The organism is Flavobacterium psychroterrae, from assembly GCF_018380615.1.
GTDB classification, from domain to species: Bacteria; Bacteroidota; Bacteroidia; order Flavobacteriales; family Flavobacteriaceae; genus Flavobacterium; species Flavobacterium psychroterrae.
This window is the reverse complement of sequence record NZ_JAGYVZ010000005.1, coordinates 101,489-123,961: the sequence shown is the minus strand read 5'-3', so window position 1 is coordinate 123,961 and position 22,473 is coordinate 101,489. Positions and strand designations below refer to the sequence as shown.

At 33.3% G+C, this 22,473-nt stretch carries 21 protein-coding genes; 7 read left to right on the top strand and 14 right to left on the bottom strand.

The window, feature by feature from the left end; genetic code table 11:
• The first annotated feature begins 63 nt into the window (after positions 1–63).
• Positions 64–975 (top strand): transcription antitermination factor NusB, encoded by a 912-nt coding sequence (gene nusB / locus KHA90_RS07440; RefSeq protein WP_213297042.1) that lies wholly within the window; start codon positions 64–66, stop codon positions 973–975.
• 105 nt (positions 976–1,080) lie between these two features.
• Positions 1,081–1,356, top strand: a complete 276-nt coding sequence (gene yajC / locus KHA90_RS07435; RefSeq protein ID WP_213297039.1) for a preprotein translocase subunit YajC — start codon at positions 1,081–1,083, stop codon at positions 1,354–1,356.
• A gap of 388 nt (positions 1,357–1,744) precedes the next feature.
• Here yajC and pepT read toward each other — a convergent pair whose 3' ends face one another.
• The 3 genes from pepT to KHA90_RS07420 all read right to left on the bottom strand — a co-directional run bounded on the left by pepT (position 1,745) and on the right by KHA90_RS07420 (position 5,459).
• Entirely contained in the window at positions 1,745–3,022 is a 1,278-nt protein-coding gene (gene pepT / locus KHA90_RS07430; protein ID WP_213297035.1) for a peptidase T, read from the bottom strand.
• Positions 3,023–3,230: 208 nt separating this feature from the next.
• Positions 3,231–4,361, bottom strand: a complete 1,131-nt coding sequence (locus KHA90_RS07425; protein ID WP_213297033.1) for a formylglycine-generating enzyme family protein — start codon at positions 4,359–4,361, stop codon at positions 3,231–3,233.
• Between the two features lie 138 nt (positions 4,362–4,499).
• Positions 4,500–5,459 carry a DUF6515 family protein gene (locus KHA90_RS07420; RefSeq protein WP_213297031.1) on the bottom strand — a complete coding sequence of 320 codons (960 nt, stop codon included), beginning with the start codon at positions 5,457–5,459 and terminating at the stop codon, positions 4,500–4,502.
• A gap of 134 nt (positions 5,460–5,593) precedes the next feature.
• Here KHA90_RS07420 and KHA90_RS07415 point away from each other — a divergent pair, with 134 nt between their 5' ends.
• Positions 5,594–6,628: a quinone-dependent dihydroorotate dehydrogenase gene (locus tag KHA90_RS07415; protein WP_213297029.1), complete on the top strand. Its 1,035-nt coding sequence runs from the start codon at positions 5,594–5,596 to the stop codon at positions 6,626–6,628.
• Here KHA90_RS07415 and KHA90_RS07410 read toward each other — a convergent pair.
• Together KHA90_RS07410 and KHA90_RS07405 are read right to left on the bottom strand one after the other, a co-directional pair.
• Complete coding sequence (locus tag KHA90_RS07410) at positions 6,614–7,330, bottom strand: DUF3307 domain-containing protein (RefSeq protein ID WP_213297027.1); 717 nt, start codon at positions 7,328–7,330, stop codon at positions 6,614–6,616. The two genes, KHA90_RS07415 and KHA90_RS07410, sit on opposite strands and share 15 nt — an antisense overlap.
• Complete coding sequence (locus tag KHA90_RS07405; RefSeq protein WP_213297025.1) at positions 7,327–7,941, bottom strand: SatD family protein; 615 nt, start codon at positions 7,939–7,941, stop codon at positions 7,327–7,329. The genes KHA90_RS07410 and KHA90_RS07405 overlap by 4 nt, the downstream gene beginning before the upstream one ends.
• Positions 7,942–8,123: 182 nt before the next feature.
• Here KHA90_RS07405 and KHA90_RS07400 point away from each other — a divergent pair, with 182 nt between their 5' ends.
• From KHA90_RS07400 to guaB, 4 genes are all read left to right on the top strand, one after another.
• Complete coding sequence (locus KHA90_RS07400; protein WP_213297023.1) at positions 8,124–8,990, top strand: hydroxymethylglutaryl-CoA lyase; 867 nt, start codon at positions 8,124–8,126, stop codon at positions 8,988–8,990.
• Between the two features lie 88 nt (positions 8,991–9,078).
• Positions 9,079–9,630 (top strand): hypothetical protein, encoded by a 552-nt coding sequence (locus KHA90_RS07395; protein WP_213297021.1) that lies wholly within the window; start codon positions 9,079–9,081, stop codon positions 9,628–9,630.
• On the top strand, positions 9,627–11,027 hold the full coding sequence (locus KHA90_RS07390) for a DUF5723 family protein (RefSeq protein WP_213297018.1): 1,401 nt from the start codon (positions 9,627–9,629) through the stop codon (positions 11,025–11,027). Before KHA90_RS07395 ends, KHA90_RS07390 begins: the two co-directional genes overlap by 4 nt.
• A 203-nt stretch (positions 11,028–11,230) precedes the next feature.
• The gene (gene guaB / locus KHA90_RS07385; protein WP_213297015.1) at positions 11,231–12,703 is read left to right on the top strand and encodes an IMP dehydrogenase; all 1,473 of its coding nucleotides are present in this window, start codon (positions 11,231–11,233) and stop codon (positions 12,701–12,703) included.
• Between the two features lie 58 nt (positions 12,704–12,761).
• On the opposite strand, the gene KHA90_RS07380 is transcribed toward guaB, so the two are convergent.
• From KHA90_RS07380 to KHA90_RS07340, 9 genes are all read right to left on the bottom strand, one after another.
• Entirely contained in the window at positions 12,762–13,271 is a 510-nt protein-coding gene (locus KHA90_RS07380; protein ID WP_213297013.1) for a hypothetical protein, read from the bottom strand.
• 135 nt (positions 13,272–13,406) lie between these two features.
• Positions 13,407–14,552 (bottom strand): FAD-dependent oxidoreductase, encoded by a 1,146-nt coding sequence (locus KHA90_RS07375; protein WP_213297011.1) that lies wholly within the window; start codon positions 14,550–14,552, stop codon positions 13,407–13,409.
• Between the two features lie 97 nt (positions 14,553–14,649).
• Positions 14,650–15,240 carry a TetR/AcrR family transcriptional regulator gene (locus KHA90_RS07370; protein WP_213297009.1) on the bottom strand — a complete coding sequence of 197 codons (591 nt, stop codon included), beginning with the start codon at positions 15,238–15,240 and terminating at the stop codon, positions 14,650–14,652.
• A 534-nt stretch (positions 15,241–15,774) separates the two neighbouring features.
• Positions 15,775–16,662, bottom strand: coding sequence for a L,D-transpeptidase (locus tag KHA90_RS07365; protein ID WP_213297006.1), 888 nt, complete (start codon positions 16,660–16,662; stop codon positions 15,775–15,777).
• A 203-nt stretch (positions 16,663–16,865) separates the two neighbouring features.
• Complete coding sequence (locus KHA90_RS07360; protein ID WP_213297005.1) at positions 16,866–17,447, bottom strand: NUDIX domain-containing protein; 582 nt, start codon at positions 17,445–17,447, stop codon at positions 16,866–16,868.
• A 55-nt stretch (positions 17,448–17,502) separates the two neighbouring features.
• Positions 17,503–18,774 carry an adenylosuccinate synthase gene (locus KHA90_RS07355; protein WP_213297002.1) on the bottom strand — a complete coding sequence of 424 codons (1,272 nt, stop codon included), beginning with the start codon at positions 18,772–18,774 and terminating at the stop codon, positions 17,503–17,505.
• 96 nt (positions 18,775–18,870) lie between these two features.
• The gene (locus KHA90_RS07350; RefSeq protein ID WP_213296999.1) at positions 18,871–19,329 is read right to left on the bottom strand and encodes a Fur family transcriptional regulator; all 459 of its coding nucleotides are present in this window, start codon (positions 19,327–19,329) and stop codon (positions 18,871–18,873) included.
• A 184-nt stretch (positions 19,330–19,513) separates the two neighbouring features.
• A complete protein-coding gene (locus KHA90_RS07345) occupies positions 19,514–20,056 on the bottom strand; it encodes a hypothetical protein (protein ID WP_213296997.1) in 543 nt (180 codons plus the stop codon).
• Positions 20,057–20,103: 47 nt separating this feature from the next.
• On the bottom strand, positions 20,104–22,326 hold the full coding sequence (locus KHA90_RS07340) for a RelA/SpoT family protein (RefSeq protein WP_213296995.1): 2,223 nt from the start codon (positions 22,324–22,326) through the stop codon (positions 20,104–20,106).
• Positions 22,327–22,473 lie beyond the last annotated feature (147 nt).

Below are 22,473 nucleotides of genomic sequence, written 5' to 3'. Positions count from 1 at the left end.
TGCAGACTAATTTTTAAATGTTCTTACAAGGTGGTAAATAGAAGACACATACGCGTTAAAGTAATGCAATCCATTTATGCAATGCATCAAAGCGGTTCTGATAATCTGGAAAAAGAAGAGAAATTCCTTTTTTACAGTATTGATAATATTCAGGACTTATATCTTATAATGCTTTCTTCATTGATTGAAATTTGCAAAAAAGAATCTGTTTTTTTACATCTATCAAGCAAAAAACATCTTGCAACTGCTGCAGAACGTAAACCGAACGAAAAGTTCATCAACAACAAAATTTTTCAACTTCTTGCCGAAAGTAATTCACTTAGTATTGCTTTAGAAAATCGTAAAATCAACAACTGGTCTTTGAATGATGATTATATCATTTTACTTTTAAATGATATTAAAGCAAGTGACTTGTATGCTAAATACATGAGTACTTCGGTAAATACTTTTGAAGAAGACAGACAATTTGTAATTGATTTATTTGCTGATGTAATTGTTCCTAATGAAAAATTATATGAGTATTTAGAAGATGATAAATTAACATGGGTTGATGATATTCCTGTTGTAAATACGCACATTGTTAAGCAACTTAAAGCGATTAAAACACAAGATCCGGACGATTTTAGAGTGCCAAAATTGTATAAAGATGTTGAGGATAAAGATTTTGCTAAAGATTTGTTCAGAAGAACAGTTTTAAACGAAACTATTTTTGCAAAAGAATACGACGATAAAACTCCAAATTGGGACAGTGAAAGGATTGCTGAAATTGATACTATTATTTTAAAAATGGCTATTTGCGAATTTTTAAAATTTCCATCGATTCCTGTAAAAGTAACTCTTAACGAATATTTAGAAATTGCAAAAGAATATTCTACGCCAAAAAGCAGTATTTTTATCAACGGAATTTTAGATAACCTTGTTAAGGAACTTACTGCTAATAAAAAGATGATTAAAGTTGGTAGAGGTTTAATGTAATTTTTGGGAAATCTCAAATTTTTAAATTACAAATTCCAATGATGTCACTCTGAGCTTAAGTCGAAGAGAAAAAATATTAATAACAAAAATAAAAAACTGAATACTATGCAAGATTTAATGAAATTTGCTCCTTATTTACTAATGTTTGTAGTACTGTATTTCTTCATGATCAGACCACAACAAAAAAGAGCGAAAAACGAAAAAGAATTTGAAAGCAGCCTAAAAGTAGGTGATAAGATAATTACTAAAAGTGGTTTTCACGGTAAAATTGTTGAACTTGCTGAAACAAGTGCAGTTATCGAAACAATGTCTGGAAAATTAAAAATTGAGCGTTCTGCAATTTCTATGGAAATGAGCGCAGCTTCGGTTAAAAAAGCGTAACTTTTTTTCAGAAATTCCAGATAAAAATATAAATCCCAAATTCCAATTAATTATTGGAGTTTGGGATTTTTTTATTCAATTTTTTATTTGGAAAAAGAGAAATAAAATTAGTTAATAGATAAAGTAGACACCTAAAATAATCACAAAGTATCTCATCATGAGTAACGAAGAATCTCCGCAAGTGACTCGATAAAAGTTGGTACACAATATATTCACAAAATGCTTTACTTATAAAGGAGTGATTAACCACAATTTATCATTTCTGCTCTATCGAAATGAGAATGCGAAAAAAAATCTTTGTCAAAGTTGTAAAACTTTGACAAAGATTCATAATTAAAATTGAGAATTTTTCCTCCCAAAATCTTAAATTTCTGAATTTATTTTTTTGTTATCTTTTTCTTTTAGGTTTTTCAGCAATATCAAAAATGCCTGGAATAGCAGTAAGTTCTGCAATTTTTACAATAACATCAGTTGCTTTTTGGATACTTTCTGCGGGAACATATTCGTATTTTCCGTGAAAGTTATGTCCGCCTGCAAAAATATTAGGGCAAGGTAATCCCATAAAAGACAATTGTGATCCATCAGTTCCGCCACGAATAGGTTTTATGATTGGCTTTATATCCAATTCTCTCATTGCTTTTTCGGCAATATCAACGATATGTTTTACAGGAAGTACTTTTTCTTTCATATTGTAATACTGATCTTTAATTTCAGCAATTACAATATCTTCGCCAAATTGTTTGGCAAATTTCTTGTTGATTTTTTTGGCAATTTTACCAATTAAATCTTTCCTTTTTTCGAATTTGATTTTGTTATGATCACGAATTATTAGTTCTAAAACCGTTTCTTCAATGCTTCCGGTTAAATGATGAACATGAAAAAATCCTTCGTAACCTTTAGTTTCCTGAGGTGTTTCATCTTTTGGAAGTTCATTTATAAAATGATTAGCAATCAACATTGAGTTGATCATTTTTCCTTTGGCATAACCAGGATGAACGCTTTTTCCTTTGAAAGTGATTTTTGCTCCCGCTGCATTAAAATTTTCATATTCTAGTTCTCCAATCTGGCTTCCGTCCATAGTATAAGCCCATTGTGCGCCAAATTTCTCTACATCAAAATGATGTGCTCCTCGACCAATTTCTTCATCAGGCGTAAAACCAATTCTGATTTTTCCGTGTTTGATTTCAGGATGCTGAACTAAATATTCCATTGCAGAAACAATTTCTGTAATTCCTGCCTTATCATCAGCACCTAACAAAGTAGTTCCGTCAGTTGTAATAATTGTTTGACCTTTATATTGAAGTAAATCTTTAAAATAATTTGGAGATAAGATAATGTTTTTCTCTGCATTTAAGACAATATCTTTTCCGTTGTAATTGGTAATAATTTGAGGTTTTACATTTGCTCCGCTAAAATCCGGTGATGTATCAAAATGTGAAACAAAACCAATTACAGGAACTTCATGATCTACATTACTTGGTAAAGTAGCCATGATATATGCTTTATCATCTATAGTAACATCTTCAAGACCAATTGTTTTTAATTCTTCGACTAATTTATTGGCAAGGTTCCATTGTTTCTCTGTACTTGGAGTTGTTTGCGAATTTGGATCTGATTCGGTATCAATAGTTACGTAACTGATAAAACGATCTATAATATGTTGCATTTGTTTAATTTTTAGCAAATATAAGCAAATAATCAGGCGTTTTACGGCTGTAAATTATGGAAAATTTAAAAAATGTTCCCTACGAATTTCACGAATTTCACAAATTTTGATTTAAATATTAAAATGGAATTTGTAAAATCTATCATTAATTTTAAATTGGTTATTAAAAAATTAGTGAAAATTTGTGCAATTCGTGGCTAAAAAAATCTTACTGAACACATCTAAAACCAATATGATTTGCCGGTGATTTATAATCTCCTTTTCCTCTGGTCCCTACCATATAGCGCGTGCAATATTGATCTGTACATAAAAATGATCCGCCACGCTGTACTTTTTTAGGCAAGTTTGGTTCTCCCGGATCGTATGATGATTCCGGACCTTGAGGATTTCTTGTTACTTTACCTTTCTCGCTTATTACAGTATAATAATCTGCGGTGTACCAATCGTTTGTCCATTCCCAAACATTCCCACCAATATCATAAAGTCCGTATGAATTGGGTTCAAATTTTGCTGTAGGGGCAATACCAATATAACCATCTTCGCCAGTGTCTCCTTTTTCAACCGGAAAATGTCCCTGATAGATATTAGCCTGAAATTTTCCTTTGGGTTTTAATGTATTTCCCCAGGCATACAATTGTCCTGATTTTCCGCCGCGAGCAGCAAATTCCCATTCTGCTTCAGTAGGTAATCTTTTACCCGCCCATTTTGCATAAGCGGCAGCATCGTCAAACGAAATTTGAACAACAGGATATTTTTCTCTGCCTTCTATAGAACTTCCGTCACCTTCAGGATGTCTCCAGTCTGCTCCTTTAATGTAAGTCCACCATTGCATATAATTATTTAAATTCACATCAGCAGGAGTAGGGGAAAACACAGCTGATCCGGCAACTAAATTTTCTAGTGGCGCATCAGGATATTCCTCATGAGTTGGTTTTATTTCGGCTAACGTTACATAGCCTGTGGCATTAACAAAAGCTTCAAATTGCTCGTTTGTCACTTCGGTTTGATCCATATAAAAACCATCAACATATACTTGATGAATTGGTGCCGCATCTTTTGTAACTCCTTTTATGCTGCATAAACTTTCATCTTCAACATTGCTTCCCATAGAAAATTCTCCACCGGGAATCCATACCATTCCTTTAGGTGTTTTATTTGCCGGAGGTCTGTTTTTATTTTCGATTGTAGGCTTAAATAACGAAGCATCAGATGCATTTGGAATTTCGGCGCAATCCATTGCGCTGAGCTTTTTGTCAGGAACAAATTTAGTATAACTATAAGCAATTGAAATAATGGAAATTGTGAGGATAGCGATAATCCAATATGTTTTATTTTTCATTGTAAATGATTTTAATCTAGTATTTTTTTTGAAAGAAAATTAATACGAATTTATAGAAAAATTACTTATTTCATAGCATGAATAGAGTTAAAAAAATCACTTTATTAAATCCTATTAGTTTGGTAAAGTTACTATAATTTATTTATCTTCTTCAACAAGTACAACTTCATATTTAGATTTGCCATCAACCTGAACGGGTTGATAGTAAGTTTCTCCAAATTTCACATATTTGACATCGCCAATAGTAACTTCTTCACCACCTTCGGGCAAATTATCCACTAATGTTCCAGCAGTTGGAGGTACAACTTTATAGGAACTTCCATCTTTTTCATAATAGGTTCCTCCGTAATAATAATTATTTACGGTTCCGGTATTGACTGTTTCTGCACCATTTGGGATATTATTGACTGTTCCTCCTACAGGTGCTGGAACGGCAGTATAGCCTCCGCTTGACGGTGCATACCAAACTCCCTGATCATAATGATATTGAGTACTTTCTACACTAACAACAATTGCTGTAACGGCTAAAGTGGCGGCAAAAAATCCCCAGGGATGCCAAACTGGTCCCCAATAATAGGGAGTGTAAGGATGAAAGTAATAAGGATGATATGCGTTGTATCTGTAACCGCCGTATCGATATGGCGGACGTGCATAAACAACTACTGTATTTCTTCGTACTACTGTGTTTCTGTTATTGTTTATAGTAATATCGCGACTTCTGTCTACATTTCGATTAATATTATTTCCGCTAATATTGGTATTTCGGTTTCCTGTGTTATTTCTGTTTACAGTATTTGAGTTTCTATTATTTGTTCGGTTTACAGTCGATGGTCTTGTGGCTTTATTACCGGTCGAAGCAGGTCTGGTTGTAGTGGCAGGTCTTTTTACTCCTGCACCATTAGAACCCGGTCTTGTTTGAGTGGCTGGTCTTGTTTGGTTCGCAGGTCTTGTCTGAACGGGTCTTGCCTGCGTTGCACCGCCTCTATGTGCTGCACCACCGCCACGACGTTGGGCGATACTATCAATTGAAATCAAAAAAAATGATCCCATTAAACATATAAGTGCTATTTGTCGAAGAGTTTTTTTTATGCTTTTCATTTTCAGTATTTTAAGTATATTAAAATTATAAAAAAAATAGGAATAATAGTAAAAAATAAAAATTCATTTTAGTTTATAATTGTCTGAAGTATTATAATTAAATTTGCAACCGAAAAAACACACACAACACTCTTATGTATAAATTGATAATTCGCCCTATACTTTTTTGGTTTGATCCGGAAGAAGTACATTATTTTACTTTTTCATTTGTTAAATTCATTTCAAAAATTCCCGGAGTTTCATCAATTATAAAATCCATATATGAGGTAAAAGATACTCGTTTAGAGCGTGAAGTTTTCGGTATTAAATTCAAAAATCCGGTTGGTCTTGCCGCAGGATTTGATAAAGATGCTAAATTATATAAAGAGCTTTCTGATTTTGGTTTTGGATTTATAGAAATAGGAACTGTAACACCGGTTGGTCAGGAAGGAAATCCTAAAAAACGTTTGTTTCGTTTAAAAGCAGATCAGGCAATTATTAACCGAATGGGCTTTAATAATGGAGGAGTCCTTGAAGCTGTAGAACGTTTAAAAAACAATTCTGGAGTTTTGATTGGAGGAAATATTGGAAAAAATAAAATTACTCCAAACGAAAATGCCGTAGACGATTATACAATTTGTTTTGATGCTTTATTTGATCACGTAGATTATTTTGTAGTGAATGTAAGTTCGCCCAATACACCAAATTTAAGGGCTTTGCAAGACAAGGAACCGTTAACAGCTTTGTTGCAAACGTTGCAAAACAGAAATGTAGAAAAGCAGAAAACAAGCACTCAAAAAATAAAACCAATACTTTTAAAAATTGCTCCGGATCTTACAGACGAGCAATTATTAGATATTATTGATATTGTAAAAACGACTCAAATTGCGGGTGTTATTGCAACAAACACGACGATTTCAAGAGACGGATTACAATCTGATAATAAGGCTGAAATGGGAGGTTTGTCCGGTAAACCATTGACAAAACGTTCGACTGAAGTTATTCGTTTTCTTTCGGAAAAAAGCAATAAAGCATTCCCAATTATTGGAGTAGGAGGAATACATTCTGCAGATGATGCTATCGAAAAGTTAAACGCAGGAGCAAGTCTGGTACAATTATATACAGGCTTTATTTATGAAGGTCCGGCTTTGATAAAAGCAATTAATAAAAAGATTCTAAAGCAATTGTAAAAGCAGCGCCTGAACAATTAATGCCGCGATAATTGCAGTTCCAAAACTGATTAAAGTACCAATTAAAACATATTCGGTAAGTTTTCTGTCTTTGGCTTCTTTTAAATCTCCAAATCTAAAAATAGATTTAGCGGCCAATAGAAATCCTATTGCTTCAAAATGTCCTGTTAGTATAAAACAGAATACAAATAAGCGTTCCAATATTCCAATATAATTTCCCGCAGTAGCGAGCGAATTATCATTGTGACTATTTTGGCTTTCCGGATTCCAGATCGAAATAATGGTTTTGATAAAAATCGAAGTTGGCTTAGTAATCAATAGAATACCGGTTATTAAAATCCAAAGCTGATTATTAAACCAAAGAAAGTTTAGAGGTTCATCCTTATAAAGTAATACGATTCCAATTAAAATTAAAATGTGTAAAATTTGGTCCACAATAAACCAGGTACGTTTTGTCTTTGTTTTCTGAAAATTCAGTTTAACCAAATCTACAATGCCATGCGTTACGGCAATTAAAATGGCGTAAGGTATAAACCGAATTTCTCCAGCCAAAATTGCCGCCAGAACTCCGTGCAAAAGAATATGAAAATATAAATAAATACTTTTATGTTTTTTAGCTTCCTTATCCGTCACCCAAGAGTTGGGCTGCCATATAAAATCGCCTAATAAATGTGCCAAAAGTAGTTTTATAAATAAAATCATAGCGTTGTAAGTTGTTTTATTTGTGTTCTGAAATAACGATCTAAATTCATTACCAATTCAAACTGCGCCCGCTTTTGTCTGCGGCTGACTGCGGCTTGATTAATGCCTAATTTTTGTCCCAATTCTTCTTGCGATAAAGTAGGATTTTCAATTGCAACGGCTACAAATTCGGCAGGTTGAGCAAGCCAATTGTTCATAAAAGTCAAAGCCAGTTGTAGCATCAAATTCAATTTTTCATCAACAATAGTATCTCCCGTTCTCAGTGCTAAAGTTACCTTTTGTTTTTTTAAAGTTTCAAAAAGTTCCCCTGAATTTATAAAAGCAGAACCATTACTTTCGGAAATTTTCTCGGCATTATGCGTTTTATCGCCAAAACCAATACTCATTCTGGCATCTAATTTTAAAGCTTTTAAATGTGCTTTTATTAAAATAGCCGACAGTAGTGCTTCTTCCGGATCTTTAATTTCAATCTGGAATTCATCGCCTCTGTAAACTTCCCATTGACTTGGTGTTTCCCCAAACGGAGACAAGATTTTTTTCAAATCTTCAACCCAATGTTTTGATGGCTGTTGTCTTGACCCAATAATATCACCAGTGATTACGCTTGTCATATTCAAATATAATTAAAAATAATTTAATTTTATATTACAAATATATGTAATAATTATTATAATTACGTTTTTATGTAATAATATATTTTATTACAATATGGTGTAATAGTATAATTAAGAAAATTATTAACTTTTATTTCTTTAAAAAAGAAACTAACTTAGCCTTCACTAAAGAATAAGCTTTGAATAAAGAAATCAAGATTATCGAATGCCCTCGTGATGCTATGCAAGGTATCAAAACTTTTATTCCCACTAAAAACAAGGTTACATATATACAAGCTTTGCTTAGAGTAGGGTTTGATACCATTGATTTTGGGAGTTTTGTATCTCCAAAAGCGATTCCGCAAATGCAGGATACGGCCGAGGTTTTGGCACAACTTGATTTATCGCAGACTACAAGTAAATTGTTAGCGATTATTGCCAATACACAAGGTGCAACGTTAGCAGCAGAACATCAGCAAATTCAATATTTAGGATTTCCTTTTTCCATTTCTGAAAATTTTCAGATGCGAAATACCCATAAAACCATAGCAGAATCTTTAATAACTTTAGAAGAAATTCTGGAAATCGCCGATAAAAAAAATAAAGAAGTCGTTACCTATCTTTCGATGGGTTTCGGGAATCCGTACGGAGATCCGTGGAATGTTGAAATCGTAGGCGAATGGACCCAAAAACTTGCCGGAATGGGAGTGAAAATATTGTCACTTTCAGATACCGTGGGCAGTTCAACGCCCGAAGTTATTACACATCTCTTTTCGAATTTAATTCCCAAATATCCAGAGATTGAGTTTGGAGCACATTTGCATACCACACCCAATAGTTGGTTTGAAAAAATAGATGCAGCATCAAAAGCAGGTTGTACCCGTTTTGATGGCGCAATTCAGGGTTTTGGCGGATGCCCAATGGCAACTGATAAGCTAACGGGAAATATGCCAACCGAAAAATTAATTTCTTATTTTACCTCTAATAAAAAATCAACAGGACTAAATTCCTTAAGTTTTGAAAGTGCTTATAACGAAGCTTCAAAATTGTTTGGTAAATTTCATTGATAAAACTAAGAAAATTACTATATTTACTATTGTGCAGATAATAAGTACTAACAAAATAACGTTGTTGTTATTTAGATACATATTAGCTATGAAAGTAAATTTTGTAAAGAGATTTTCTAAAATATTATTTTTATCAATCTTGTTTTTTTCGTGCTCAAGCGATCTGGATTTTGATCAGACTAAAGATCTAAAACTAGAACCTGTGTTTGTAGCAAATCTTGCTTATTTTAACGTGCCTGCGACTCAATTTGCAAATGGTGGCGACGGACAAATAGCATTTGATGAAGAGGAATTTGATGCTTTTAAAGAGAAATTTTTTAGAGATAATCTGGTAAAAGCCGAGCTTGATTTTGAAATTGAAAACACCATAATAAGAGCTTTTACTGTAGATATTGCGCTTATTGATGCTAACAATCAAATACTTGAAACGGACTCATATCCAATTCCTGCCTATTCCGGAAGCCCAAATACTATAAAATATCCTACCGAAGTATTTGAAAATCAAAGATTAGATCTTTTAAAAAGAACAGTTAAATTAGCCTTTTTTGTTAGAATGGCTCTAGGACCTCCATTAGATCAAAATAGTACAGGCAATTTAAAATTGCGTTCAGGTGCAACCGTTTATATGGAGATAGAATGAGAAAGATATATCTGATTTTAATCGTAGCTTTTCAACTTTCCTGTTTTTCTCAAAACAAAGAAGTGCTGTATAATTTCACATCCATTCCGCAATCGTCACTCGTAAATCCCGGAGCTGATGTTTCGTATAAATTCTATTTTGGTGTTCCCGTTTTATCAGGAGTTTCAGCAAATTTGGGTTCCAGCAGTTTTTCGGCTTATGATTTATTTGCTAATAATGGAGTTGATTTTAATGACAAAGTTCGCAATGTGATTAATAATTCTTCCAGCAAAGACAAAACTCAGGTCAATCAGCAACTTGAATTATTTTCTGGCGGATTTAGAGTAGGAGGAAAAGAAAGTCAATCCTATATTTCATTTGGTGCTTATCAGGAATTTGATTTTTTGATGTATGTTCCTAAAGATCTTGCAATATTAGCCTTAGACGGAAATCGCGATTATATAGGTAAATCATTCAATATAGCTGATTTAAACGTTAGAGCCGAAGTTCTTTCAGTATTTCATGTTGGATTTCATAAAAAACTAAATGAAAAACTAGTTTTAGGAGGTCGTGCAAAATTATATTCAAGTGGCGCAAATGCAACATCGACTAAAAATTCAGGATTTATTTATACAGGTCAAAACCCGGGAACGCCTAATGTTTATAATCAGGTGATTGCTTCAAATTTAGAACTTAAAACCTCAGGAATTGCCACTTTTACAAAAGACGAATACGACGGAAGTATTCCAAAAGATATCGTTCATAATACCTTCTTTAACGGAAGTTTAGGTCTTGGACTTGATGCCGGACTTACGTATTATTTCAAAGAAAACCTTCAATTTACGGCAAGTATTGTTGATCTTGGTTTTATCAGACATACCAAAGATATTGAAACATTAACGTATAAAGGAACCTATAATTATCAAGGTGTAAATCCTGGTTTTGATCCTTCAAATCAACCGGAAAATATCTTTGATGAATTTGATAAAGCCATTCTGCGAGACACACTTTACAATAAATACACCACTTGGCGACCAACAAAATTCTATTCTTCACTTCAATATTCATTTGGCGAATCACGTTATAACGGAGATTGCAACTGCAAAGGAAAAATCAATAGAAAATATGTAAACGCAGTTGGAGGACAATTGTTTATCACGTCAATGCCGGTACAACCTTTCGTTGCTTTAACCGCTTTTTACAAACGAAGCATTTTCGAGAAACTAGATGTTAAAGCCACTTATACATTTGATTCTTATTCAAATAAAAACATAGGTCTTGGAATTTCAGGTACACTGGGGAAACTCAATATGTATCTTCTCGTCGATAATGTCCTCGAATACAAAGATGTTTCGAAAGCCAATAGTATCGCATTTCAATTCGGCTTCAATTTTGTTTTTCAGGATTCTGAAGAGTAAATTTTCAAAATTCAAATAATAAATTCCAAATTCCAATTGTTGACGTTCGAATTGACTTGGAATTTGGAATTTAAAAAATTGGAATTTAATCTTTATTATATTTTGATAGACATTTCCTGTTAAGTTAATTTTATGAATAAGTTAGTAATCAAGTTTCCAATTTATTCACTATATTTGCACGCAATTCAACTACAAATTGCAACATGATAGCACACAACTCCAAGATTATCGGCGAAGGTTTAACTTACGACGATGTATTATTAGTACCTAACTACTCGAATGTGCTTCCTCGCGAAGTGAGTATCAAATCAAAATTTTCTAGAAATATAACATTAAACGTTCCAATAGTATCAGCTGCTATGGATACCGTTACCGAAAGTTCGATGGCAATTGCTATGGCACAGGAAGGCGGAATAGGCGTTTTACATAAAAATATGACGATCGAGCAACAAGCTGCGAAAGTTAGAAAAGTAAAACGTGCTGAATCAGGAATGATTATTGATCCGGTAACTTTACCAATGAATTCAACAATTGCAGATGCAAAAAATGCAATGAAAGAATTCGGAATTGGAGGAATCCCAATCGTTGACGAAAACAGAATCCTAAAAGGAATCGTTACAAATCGTGATTTACGTTTCGAAAAAAACGGAGCAAGACCAATCGCCGAGGTAATGACAAGTACAAACTTAGTTACTGTTGCCGAAGGAACTTCTTTAGAACAAGCCGAAGTAGTTTTACAAGGACATAAAATCGAAAAATTACCGGTAGTAAATGCTAACTATGAACTAGTTGGTTTAATTACTTTCAGAGATATTACAAAGCTGACTCAAAAACCAATCGCAAATAAAGATGTTTTTGGTCGTTTAAGAGTTGCTGCTGCAATTGGCGTAACTGGTGATGCTGTTGAAAGAGCAGAAGCATTAGTGGCGGCAGGAGTAGATGCAATCATTATTGATACAGCTCACGGACATACAGAAGGTGTTGTAAATACATTAAAACAAATAAAATCAAAATTTCCAAATATTGATGTAATTGTTGGAAACATTGCAACTCCGGAAGCAGCTAGATATTTAGTTGAAAATGGAGCAGATGGAGTAAAAGTAGGAATAGGACCTGGTTCTATTTGTACAACTCGTATAGTTGCAGGTGTTGGTTTCCCACAATTCTCAGCAGTTCTTGAAGTAGCTGCGGCTATCAAAGGAACCGGAGTTCCGGTTATTGCTGATGGTGGAATTCGTTACACAGGAGATATTCCTAAAGCAATCGCTGCAGGTGCTGACTGTGTAATGTTAGGTTCATTATTAGCAGGAACAAAAGAGTCTCCGGGTGAAACTATTATCTTCGAAGGAAGAAAATTCAAATCATACCGCGGAATGGGTTCTGTTGAAGCTATGCAAACCGGATCAAAAGATCGTTACTTTCAAGATGTTGAGGACGATGTTAAAAAATTAGTTCCTGAAGGAATCGTTGGTCGTGTTCCTTACAAAGGAGAATTGAACGAAAGTATGCTTCAGTTTGTTGGAGGTCTTCGCGCCGGAATGGGATATTGTGGTTCAAAAGATATTCCGACTTTACAAGAAACCGGGCGTTTTGTTAGAATCACGTCAAGCGGAATAACAGAAAGTCATCCACATAATGTTACAATTACAAAAGAAGCTCCAAATTATTCAAGATAATTTTTAGTTTTCAATATAAAACAAAAGGCATAAGATTTAGTTTCTTATGCCTTTTTTATTAATTGATTATAGCTGAAATACTGTTGTTTAATTCATCAATACTACTTTGGTTGAGTTCAATTGCTTCTGCCTGACCGCCGTATTGTATTTGTATCGAACCGCCTTTTCCATTACAAGTAAAACCTTGATATTTATATAAGTAATCATTGTATTCTAAATCACAAGTAAAATAATTAACCGTAATACCGTTGATTTTCTTTTTAAATATTTTCAGATTTTTAATTTCACCAACATCTTTGTATTGCTCTTCGATAGTGCTTTTTAAACTTTTATCAGTAATAAAATAATCATATTCGCTAAAATAAGCATTTACAACGTTGTATTTATCATGAAATTCCGCATCCCAATTAGTTGAAGGTTCTTCACTTTTTATCCAATGATCAAGATTGTATTTAATTTGATAAGTTTCTTTTCGGCTAACGTAAGTTTTTGACTTTGAGTCATTTTTTTTTTGCGCTGTCATAGCAAAGCTTGATAATACAAAAAGAAGAACTAATTTTTTTACCATTTTTTTTATTTTTAATTGCTTCTGCTGATGTACGAAGCTTCGGGGAACTAAAATATTAAAATAAAATTGACTAACGATACAATGGAAGTTGATTTTTTTAAAAAATTAGAATTAATTTTTAAGATTTGCATGATGTTAAACTCCACCGCGGCTGTTTAGGATTTTTTCGGTGGTAACATCAGAATGCAGTAATTCCTCCATTTGATATGTAGTACGTTGCGCTTCTAAAGCATAACCAAACATTTTTTGTTCATAATCATCAATTGCATCCTGAAGAGTTTTGAATTCGCCATTGGTTAGATTCTCGGTTAATTGATATGCATCCATCAGACCCATATTGACACCTTCGCCTGCAAACGGAGGCATAACATGCGCTGCATCACCTACAAGCGTGATATTTGAATGTTTTTTCCAAGGTTCTTCTAAAGAGAATAAACGCAATGGCAATCCTGTAAAATCAGTAGAAACGGCAAAGAATTTTTTATAATCTTCATTCCAATTTTTAAATTTTTCGTTTAAAAATGAAATAACCAAAGCATTATCTTCAAAGTCAATTCCGTTATTTAAAACCCAATTTTCATCTGCTTTAAATGAAACACCAAAGTGTACAGAACCGTCACGTAATGTATGAGAATAAAACATCTTTTGTTCGCCCATTGCCATTACATTTCCGTCACCATATTTAAGTTTATATTCAGGATAATCACGATCCGGATTTTCAATTTCTCCCTGAATAATATACGTTCCTGAAAGTTGAGGTTCTTTATCGGTAACGAATTTTCGGGCATTTGACCTTCCTCCATTGGCAACAATTACAAAGTCAACGGTTACTTTTGTACCATTTTTAAATTCTAAATAATATTGATCTTCTACTTTTTCAATAGTAGTCAATTGACTGTCCCAAACCACAGTATTTTGTTTAAGATTTTCGAGCATGATTTTTCTCAAATCATTTCTGTCAATTTCAGGTCTTGAATAAGCATTTTCTTCAGTAGGCATTTCTTCCGAAGTTATATTTCCGTGCATATCTGCCATTTTTTCTCCTGTTGGTCTTGCGTAGCGATAAAAATCATCCATTAAATCAGCTTTTTGAATTGCTTTTTGTCCTGAATCAGAATGAATATCAAGTGTTCCACCAGAAGTTCTGGCTTGTGCATTTAGGTCTCTTTCGTAAACTGTTACGTCAGCACCGTTAATTTGTAAAATTCTCGCTGTTGTCAAACCAACAGGTCCACCGCCAATGATAGCAATTTTTTTGTTTTTTATAAGTGAAGTATTCATATGATTTTATTTAATTGATATTGTAGTGATTAAATTCAAATTGTAATTGACATTGAATTTTGCAATTGCAATTGCCATTGATATTGAAATTGATTTTTTATGGGGTCAAAGCTTTTATAACCAGATTAAAAGCTTCATCTTGAATTTCCTGGGTAAGCACAAAAGGTTTTCCGGACATGGATTTTCCTTCTCTGTGGAGTTCTAAAAGCGAATAAAGTGATCCATAAGCAATACTCCAGAAAACTTCGAATGTAATAGGAAGAAGTTCTTTTTTTTCGATGGCATTAGTAATGAATAATGACATTTGCTGTTTAAAATCTGTTGTAATTTCTGCTAAAATTGCATCTCCGTAAGTAGAATGTTTCAGGAGTTCAAAACAAGTAGTTTGCAGAGAAAAAATAATAGCGAACTTAGAACGGTTTTCCCATTGTTTTCGTAAACCGTCTACAAAAGACATCTCAGAAGAAAATCCGACTAACATTTCTTCAAAAAAGTTTTTTCCAATTTCAATTCCAATTTTCCGAATTAGATCTTCTTTATCAGAATAATAGATATAAAGCGTCGCCACTGAAACTCCGGATTCTTTTGCTAACCTATTCATTCCAAAACCTTCAACACCTTGTGAAACCAGCATTTCAATTGCCTTTTGTTTTACAATTTCCTCTTTATTTGTATCTCTTGTTCTCATAATTACGATTAATTCTGATACAAATATATAATAAATAAATGAACGTTCGCTTACTTATTAAAAAAAAGTTTTAAGGTTTAAGGGTTTAAAGGAGCAAAGGTTCAAAGGTTCAAAGGAGCAAAGGAGCAAAGGTTCTGAGGTTAGATTGCATCAGGCTTTAACTCAATATCATTAAATCAAGCTTTTGACTAGCTCCCGCTTCAGTTGGAGGTGTTTCATAAGCACAATAAGATGGCTTTAGCCAAATCACGAATTTTTGGCTAAAACCATTCGGATTGATTTTATGTAAACTCCAGCTAAAGCTGGAGGCAATTCAAAACTGCACTTTGCTTGAAAATATAGTTTGAAAAATCTTAAATGACATTGAGTTTAGTTGGAGGTTACAATGAAAATAATGTAAAATAGCTTTAGCTAAATAACCTCGTTCCTCTGCACCTCTGAACCTTTGTAACTTTGAACCTTCAAAATAAAAAAGCTGCTAATACAATTCGTCAAAAATGTAATAGCAGCTTTTTTAGATAAAAATATATATGTTTATGGAGTCGCAGTAGTAGTTTGTTCTGCTTCCCTAACTTTTTGATTGTCTAGAATTTGTTGTATAAAAGGTTTGGCTTGGGTTTCTATTTCGTCTTCTGAAATATCTAACGCTTTAGGGTCTTTAACTAAAGCTAACCAAGGTTTTGCTTCACCAAAAGGATAACTTCCAAAAACAATAACCGGAGTTCCTTTTACTTTTACATTTTCCTTGTCTTTAAGAATCCATTCATCGGCAAATTTATAAAGATATTTTGCGTCGTTTTCCTGTAATCTTAAACATGAATGTGAAGCAGGATAACCAGGTAATTCATATTCGTGAAAACCAACGCCTAATTTATTTTCGATATTAAAATTCCATTTTAAGTCCCATTCGTCGTTGAAAGTACTTGTGGTTTTCTCCGCTTTCCAATTGGTAAAAAATAATCCGGTTGGAGTAGGATCTTTTTTTCTTCCCATGTTTGTAGGACCGGTATAAACTAATTCTCCATTTTCATAAGCAGCAAATGCCTGAGCGGGATAAGAGAAAATGATCACTTTCGAAACTTCTTCTAAAGCGGCTACATGTAAAGGAAACGGAAGATAATAAACTAAATCTCCGGTAAAATCTGCAGGAATTACTACAGAATCCATTTTTGCAAAATTCGCTTTATCAGTTCTGTTTAGTGCATAGGCAATATGAAGTTTTGCACTGTCAGATTCGTTTGCTTTTAGCCATTCTTTCGTTTTTTCAAAATGGTATGAAACCGATTTTGGCTTTGTATGTTCAATTGTTTTTTTTGGTTTTGCTTTTTCTTTAGTTTCAGTTGATTCATTTTTTTTACATGAACCTAATAAAACTAAGACTAATACTAGAATGATATTTGATGTGTAGTATAACTTTTTCATAAACTGGTTTTTTATTACTGTAAAGTTATTTTAATCATCACGAAAATTGCTTACACAATTTCTTGATTAGTTTGTTTGATTTTCATTTACTTCATTTGAAATAAAACATATCCAAACTGTCTATCCTTATTTTTATAAGATTCAGTCCAATTCATTATTGGAATTGTACCTCAACCAAACATCATATTCACATTTTTATTTTGCTAAATCAGGTTTTTTATTTTTGCATGCTGCAATAACATAATCGTTTTAGCATCTGTGATCTCACCGGATTCGATCATCGCATAAGCCTCATCAAAAGTATATTCGAGAACTTCAATATTTTCCTGTTCAGCATCTAATCCACCGCCCTCATTTACTTTCATGGTTTCGTCATATTCCCCAACAAAAAGATATAAAATCTCTGTAACAGATCCTGGAGACATATAAGTTTCAATCACTTTCTCCACTTTTTTTAATCTGTAACCAGTTTCTTCTTCCGTTTCGCGAATTACAGCTTGTTCTGCATTGTCCTGATCTAAAAGTCCTGCACAAACCTCGATCATCATTCCGGTTTTATTTCCGTTAAGATAAGTTGGCAATCTAAATTGTCTTGTTAAAACGACTGTTTTTTTAGAAGTGTTGTATAATAATATAGCAGCTCCGTTTCCGCGATCATAAACTTCGCGAATATGAGTTTCTACTTTACCATCTTTCTTTTGATAATCAAAAGTTACTTTGTTTAATATGTACCAGTTGTCTGATAATAACTTTGTATCAGTAACTTTAATTTCTGGATTTTTCATAATTAGAAATGTTTTGTATAAAAAAAAGCTCTGGTTATCAGAGCGTTTAGATGTATTATTTTGTTATTGTTTGCTTTCTGTCCGGGCCAACAGATACAATCTTAATTGGCACTCCAACTTCTGCTTCAATAAACTCAATATATTCTTTTAGCTCGATAGGTAATTGATCGTAAGTTGTCAATCCAGTTAAGTCAGCTTTCCATCCTTTAAATTCTTTATAAACAGGAGTTACGTTTTCCGGCTCGATGTTATAAGGAAAGTGAGAAATGTTTTGTCCTTTATAATTGTATTCAGTACAAACTTTCAAAGTTTCGAATCCTGAAAGAACATCGCCTTTCATCATCATTAACTGCGTTACTCCGTTTACCTGAACAGCATATTTTAACGCTACAAGGTCTAACCAACCGCAACGTCTTTGTCTTCCTGTAACAGATCCAAATTCGTTTCCAACTCTTGCCATAGTTGCACCAACTTCGTCAAAAAGTTCAGTAGGGAATGGTCCGCTACCAACACGTGTAACATAAGCTTTAAAAATTCCGTAAACTTCTTTGATTTTGTTAGGAGCAATTCCTAAACCAGTACAAGCTCCGGCAGCAGTAGTATTTGATGAAGTTACGAAAGGATAAGTTCCGAAATCAACATCTAATAAAGAACCTTGTGCGCCTTCGCATAAAATAGATTTACCTGCTTTTTGAGCTTGGTAGATATATTCTTCACTATCAATAAAATCTAATTTTTTTAATTCTTCGATAGCTTCAAAAAACTCTTTTTCAAGTTCTGCTAAGTTGTATTGAATTGCGACATCGTAAAAAGCAATCATTGCTTCATGTTTGTCTGCCAAAGCTCTGTAGCGTTCTTTAAAGTCTTCTAGTTCAATATCTCCAACACGTAAACCGTTTCTACCGGTTTTGTCCATATAAGTTGGTCCAATTCCTTTAAGAGTAGAACCAATTTTCGCTTTTCCTTTAGATGCTTCAGATGCTGCATCTAATAAACGGTGCGTTGGTAAAATTAAATGCGCTTTTCTTGAAATGATAAGTTTATTTTTGATGTCAAGATTAAACTTGGCTAAACCTTCAATTTCTTTTTGAAAAACTACCGGATCTATTACAACACCATTACCGATGATGTTTATTGAATTTTTATGAAAAATTCCAGAAGGAATGGTTCTTAATACATGTTTAATTCCGTCAAATTCTAATGTATGTCCTGCATTTGGTCCACCTTGAAAACGTGCAATAATGTCATAATTAGAGGTAAGAACGTCAACAATTTTCCCTTTACCTTCATCTCCCCATTGTAATCCTAGTAATAAATCTACGGTCATTCTGTTTTAATTTGCGTTTAGGCAATTTGAGTTGCCCTACTGATTAATGTAGTTAATTTTTTTTTTTTTATTTTGTAAAATAATGCCTTTTCGGGATTATATTTTTTGCTTTTTGTTTCCGTAGAAATACAATGAATGATTCGTTATTTCGATATCAAATATTTCTTCGATAGTTTTTTTGATGGTTTGAATTCTTGGATCGCAAAATTCGATAACCTCACCAGAATCAGTCATGATAATGTGATCATGCTGTTTATCAAAATATGATTTTTCGTAGTAAGCCTGATTTTGCCCAAATTGATGTTTTCTAACCAAAGCGCAGTCTAACAATAACTCGATCGTGTTGTATAAAGTAGCTCTACTCACACGGTAGTTTTTGTTTTTCATCTTGATATATAAATTTTCAATATCAAAATGCTCTTCGCTATCGTAAATTTCCTGAAGTATAGCATAACGCTCAGGAGTTTTGCGATGCCCTTTTTGCTCAAGATACATTGTAAAAACATTTTTTACAATTTCTTGATTCCTAGTGTTGTCAGTTGAAATGAGTGTCATATCCGGCAAAGATAAATTTTTATTTTTAATGAATAAAAGTTTCGGGTTTAAAGTTTAACGTTCAAGACTGTATTTGATTCGTAATAACGTATTATATACAGGCTTTTATCACATTAAAATTCAGAAAATTCATAAGAACTTAATTAACATAATTATTTTTATTTAGGATAAAACTAACAAACCCTTATTGAGTTTTTGTCATATACATGTACCAATTCCATTCCCAGGTTTTTCCTTTGTCATTAGACATTGCCTGACTCCAAACGGGGTTATTTTCCGCTCTCGCATCCCAGCGAAATACTTGTAAAACATCTTGACCTTCAAAAATATCTTTAGAAAAAAAATGTCCAATCTTATTTTCAAAAGAACCAATTACGGGTTTATCTAAAACTCCTGTATTCGAATCTGACCAATAAATGCTCCACAATTTTGTGCTGGGATTAAATAATCTAACCGTCATACCTTCAAAAGGTTCGCCGTCAAATGTGGCAAGAAAATTATCGATATTCCCAATTCCGTTTAAAATCTTGTACATTTCCTGAGTCGAAGCAAATTCGATCCATTCTGTACATTTTGCAAACCTCTTTTTTAATTTTTTGTTCTGAATATTAGATTTGCCCTGAAAAAAATCAAAATCATCTTTTGAAGAAGATTCAGAAGCACTAATTAAAAGTTCTCCATTTTCGTCAAAATGAACTATTGGAATTTCTAAATCATTATTATTCATAATTAAAAACTAGTTGTATTTCCGTTAAAAGGAAAAATTATAATGATTTAGGTTCTGTATTCTCTGGAAACTTTATCAACACCGTCAATTTTTTTAATGGCATTAATCATTTTCTTCAAAATGGTATTGTTTTGAACAATTACTGCAATCTGACCATGAAAAATACCTGCATCGGTACTCAAAGAAATACTCTGAATATTCACGCTCATATTGTTCGAAATTACCCTTGTCAATTGATTTGTAAGTCCTAAAACGTCCATTCCGGTAATATTGATAATCGCTTTAAATTCTTCTTGAGAAGAATCAATCCATTTTGCGCTCATGATACGATACGCATAGTTTGACTGCATCCCAATTGCGTTTGGACAATCTTTTTTATGAACTTTTATTCCTTCATTTATTGTTACAAAACCAAAAACATCATCGCCGGGAATTGGGTTACAACAAGGCGAAAGTTTATAATCGAGTTTATCATGTTCTGTCCCAAAAACCAACATATCATAATTGCTGCTCATCACAGGTTTATGAATATCTTCGGCAGCAGTTGGTTCCTTATTTCGTTTAATTTTATTTTTAAAGAAATTGATAAAACTGTTGCTTTTTTGTGCAGCGTAATCTTTTAATTGCTGATTTTCAATTGCTCCAAGTCCAACTCTGTAAAATAAATCTAAACTGGTTTTTAGTTTGAAAAAATTTACCAATTCATTGATAACCTGTTCGTTGATTGTTATTTTTAAATGCTTCAGTTTTCGGGTCAGCAATTCTTTTCCTTCTTCGGCAATTTTTTTAGTGTTTTCGTTCAGAACGTTTTTAATTTTATTTTTCGCTCTGGAAGTCGTTACATATTCTAACCAGTTTATGGTTGGTTTTTGATTTGCCGATGTAATAACTTCGACCTGATCGCCACTTTTTAGTTCATGATTTAGCGGAACCAAACGCCCGTTTACACGAGTTCCTCTGGTTTTAATTCCAATTTCTGAGTGAATACTAAAGGCAAAATCAAGCGAAGTAGCGCCTTTTGGCAATGATTTAATTTCTCCTTTTGGCGTAAATACGAAGATTTCCTTAGAATATAAATTCATTTTGAAATCTTCAACAAAATCAACCGCATTGGTTTCCTGATTTTCTAATGCTTCACGAAGTAAATTCAACCAGACATCTAAACCGCTTTCTTCAGTAGCGCCATTTTTGTATTTGTAATGTGCTGCGTAACCTTTTTCGGCAATTTCATCCATACGCTCGCTTCGAACCTGCACTTCAACCCAACGGCCTTTTGGTCCCATAACGGTAATGTGCAAAGCTTCGTAACCGGTTGATTTTGGAGATGAAATCCAGTCACGTAAACGGCTTGGGCTTGGTCTGTAATGATCTGTTACGATAGAATATATTTTCCAGGCAACGAATTTTTCATCGTGCGGATCTGATTTGTAGACAATTCTTAAGGCGAATTTGTCATAAACTTCGTCAAAACTCACATTTTGAGCGCGCATTTTTCGACGAATCGAATAAATAGATTTCGGTCGTCCTTTTATGATATAATCGATTGCTTCATTATCCAGAGATTTCTTCAATACATCAGATATATCTTTTATATAAGCATCTTGTTCTTCTTTTGTCTCGCGTATTTTGCTTACAATATCATTGTAAACAGCCGGTTCAGTATATTTTAAACCTAAATCTTCCAGTTTAGTTTTAATATTATAAAGTCCTAAACGGTGGGCGAGAGGAGCATAAATATAAAGCGTTTCTGAGGCAATTTTTGTCTGTTTATATTCCGCCATCGAATCCATAGTCTGCATATTATGCAAACGATCCGCGAGCTTAATCAAAATAACACGAACATCATCGTTCAGTGTCAGGATCATTTTTCTGAAATTCTCTGCTTGCATCGAAGCATTAAGATCCTTTTGAACCAGTGAAATCTTGGTTAAACCCTCAACTAATTGCGCCACTTTCGGGTTGAATAATCGCTCAATATCTTCAACAGTTATTGGCGTATCTTCAACAACATCGTGCAGTAAAGCCGCCGCAATAGAGGTCGCTCCCAAACCAATTTCAGAAGCTACAATTTTCGCAACTGCAATAGGATGAAAGATATACGCTTCGCCAGATTTGCGTCGTTGTTCTTTATGAGCATCAACGGCAACGTCAAAAGCTTTTCGGATTAATTTTTTGTCGGTTGGACTTAAAGTCTGATAACTGATTCGAAGTAATTCTTTATACTCTTGGGCAATTGCTTTATTTTCTTTTTCAATATCTATCTCTATCATAACGGCATGGTTCAAGTACTAAAAATAAGAATAAGTTTGAAGATATGCAAGGGAATCCATTGTTGATTTTAGAGTTTAGATTTCAGAATTTTGAAGTGCATAAAAGTTTAAATTTTAGATAGCTTTATTTGAAAAAATGACTTCAAC

What these genes read in the sequence shown, in the direction of transcription:
- KHA90_RS07360 (WP_213297005.1), bottom strand. Translation starts at nt 17,447, where the DNA reads ATGAAAAATCCAGAAATTAAAGTTACTGATACAAAGTTATTATCAGAC.
- KHA90_RS07365 (WP_213297006.1), bottom strand. Translation starts at nt 16,662, where the DNA reads ATGAAAAAGTTATACTACACATCAAATATCATTCTAGTATTAGTCTTA.
- KHA90_RS07405 (WP_213297025.1), bottom strand. Translation starts at nt 7,941, where the DNA reads ATGACAAGCGTAATCACTGGTGATATTATTGGGTCAAGACAACAGCCA.
- KHA90_RS07415 (WP_213297029.1), top strand. Translation starts at nt 5,594, where the DNA reads ATGTATAAATTGATAATTCGCCCTATACTTTTTTGGTTTGATCCGGAA.
- KHA90_RS07420 (WP_213297031.1), bottom strand. Translation starts at nt 5,459, where the DNA reads ATGAAAAGCATAAAAAAAACTCTTCGACAAATAGCACTTATATGTTTA.
- yajC (WP_213297039.1), top strand. Translation starts at nt 1,081, where the DNA reads ATGCAAGATTTAATGAAATTTGCTCCTTATTTACTAATGTTTGTAGTA.
- KHA90_RS07425 (WP_213297033.1), bottom strand. Translation starts at nt 4,361, where the DNA reads ATGAAAAATAAAACATATTGGATTATCGCTATCCTCACAATTTCCATT.
- KHA90_RS07410 (WP_213297027.1), bottom strand. Translation starts at nt 7,330, where the DNA reads ATGATTTTATTTATAAAACTACTTTTGGCACATTTATTAGGCGATTTT.
- KHA90_RS07340 (WP_213296995.1), bottom strand. Translation starts at nt 22,326, where the DNA reads ATGATAGAGATAGATATTGAAAAAGAAAATAAAGCAATTGCCCAAGAG.
- pepT (WP_213297035.1), bottom strand. Translation starts at nt 3,022, where the DNA reads ATGCAACATATTATAGATCGTTTTATCAGTTACGTAACTATTGATACC.
- guaB (WP_213297015.1), top strand. Translation starts at nt 11,231, where the DNA reads ATGATAGCACACAACTCCAAGATTATCGGCGAAGGTTTAACTTACGAC.
- KHA90_RS07345 (WP_213296997.1), bottom strand. Translation starts at nt 20,056, where the DNA reads ATGAATAATAATGATTTAGAAATTCCAATAGTTCATTTTGACGAAAAT.
- KHA90_RS07380 (WP_213297013.1), bottom strand. Translation starts at nt 13,271, where the DNA reads ATGGTAAAAAAATTAGTTCTTCTTTTTGTATTATCAAGCTTTGCTATG.
- nusB (WP_213297042.1), top strand. Translation starts at nt 64, where the DNA reads ATGCAATCCATTTATGCAATGCATCAAAGCGGTTCTGATAATCTGGAA.
- KHA90_RS07395 (WP_213297021.1), top strand. Translation starts at nt 9,079, where the DNA reads ATGAAAGTAAATTTTGTAAAGAGATTTTCTAAAATATTATTTTTATCA.
- KHA90_RS07355 (WP_213297002.1), bottom strand. Translation starts at nt 18,774, where the DNA reads ATGACCGTAGATTTATTACTAGGATTACAATGGGGAGATGAAGGTAAA.
- KHA90_RS07350 (WP_213296999.1), bottom strand. Translation starts at nt 19,329, where the DNA reads ATGACACTCATTTCAACTGACAACACTAGGAATCAAGAAATTGTAAAA.
- KHA90_RS07370 (WP_213297009.1), bottom strand. Translation starts at nt 15,240, where the DNA reads ATGAGAACAAGAGATACAAATAAAGAGGAAATTGTAAAACAAAAGGCA.
- KHA90_RS07390 (WP_213297018.1), top strand. Translation starts at nt 9,627, where the DNA reads ATGAGAAAGATATATCTGATTTTAATCGTAGCTTTTCAACTTTCCTGT.
- KHA90_RS07375 (WP_213297011.1), bottom strand. Translation starts at nt 14,552, where the DNA reads ATGAATACTTCACTTATAAAAAACAAAAAAATTGCTATCATTGGCGGT.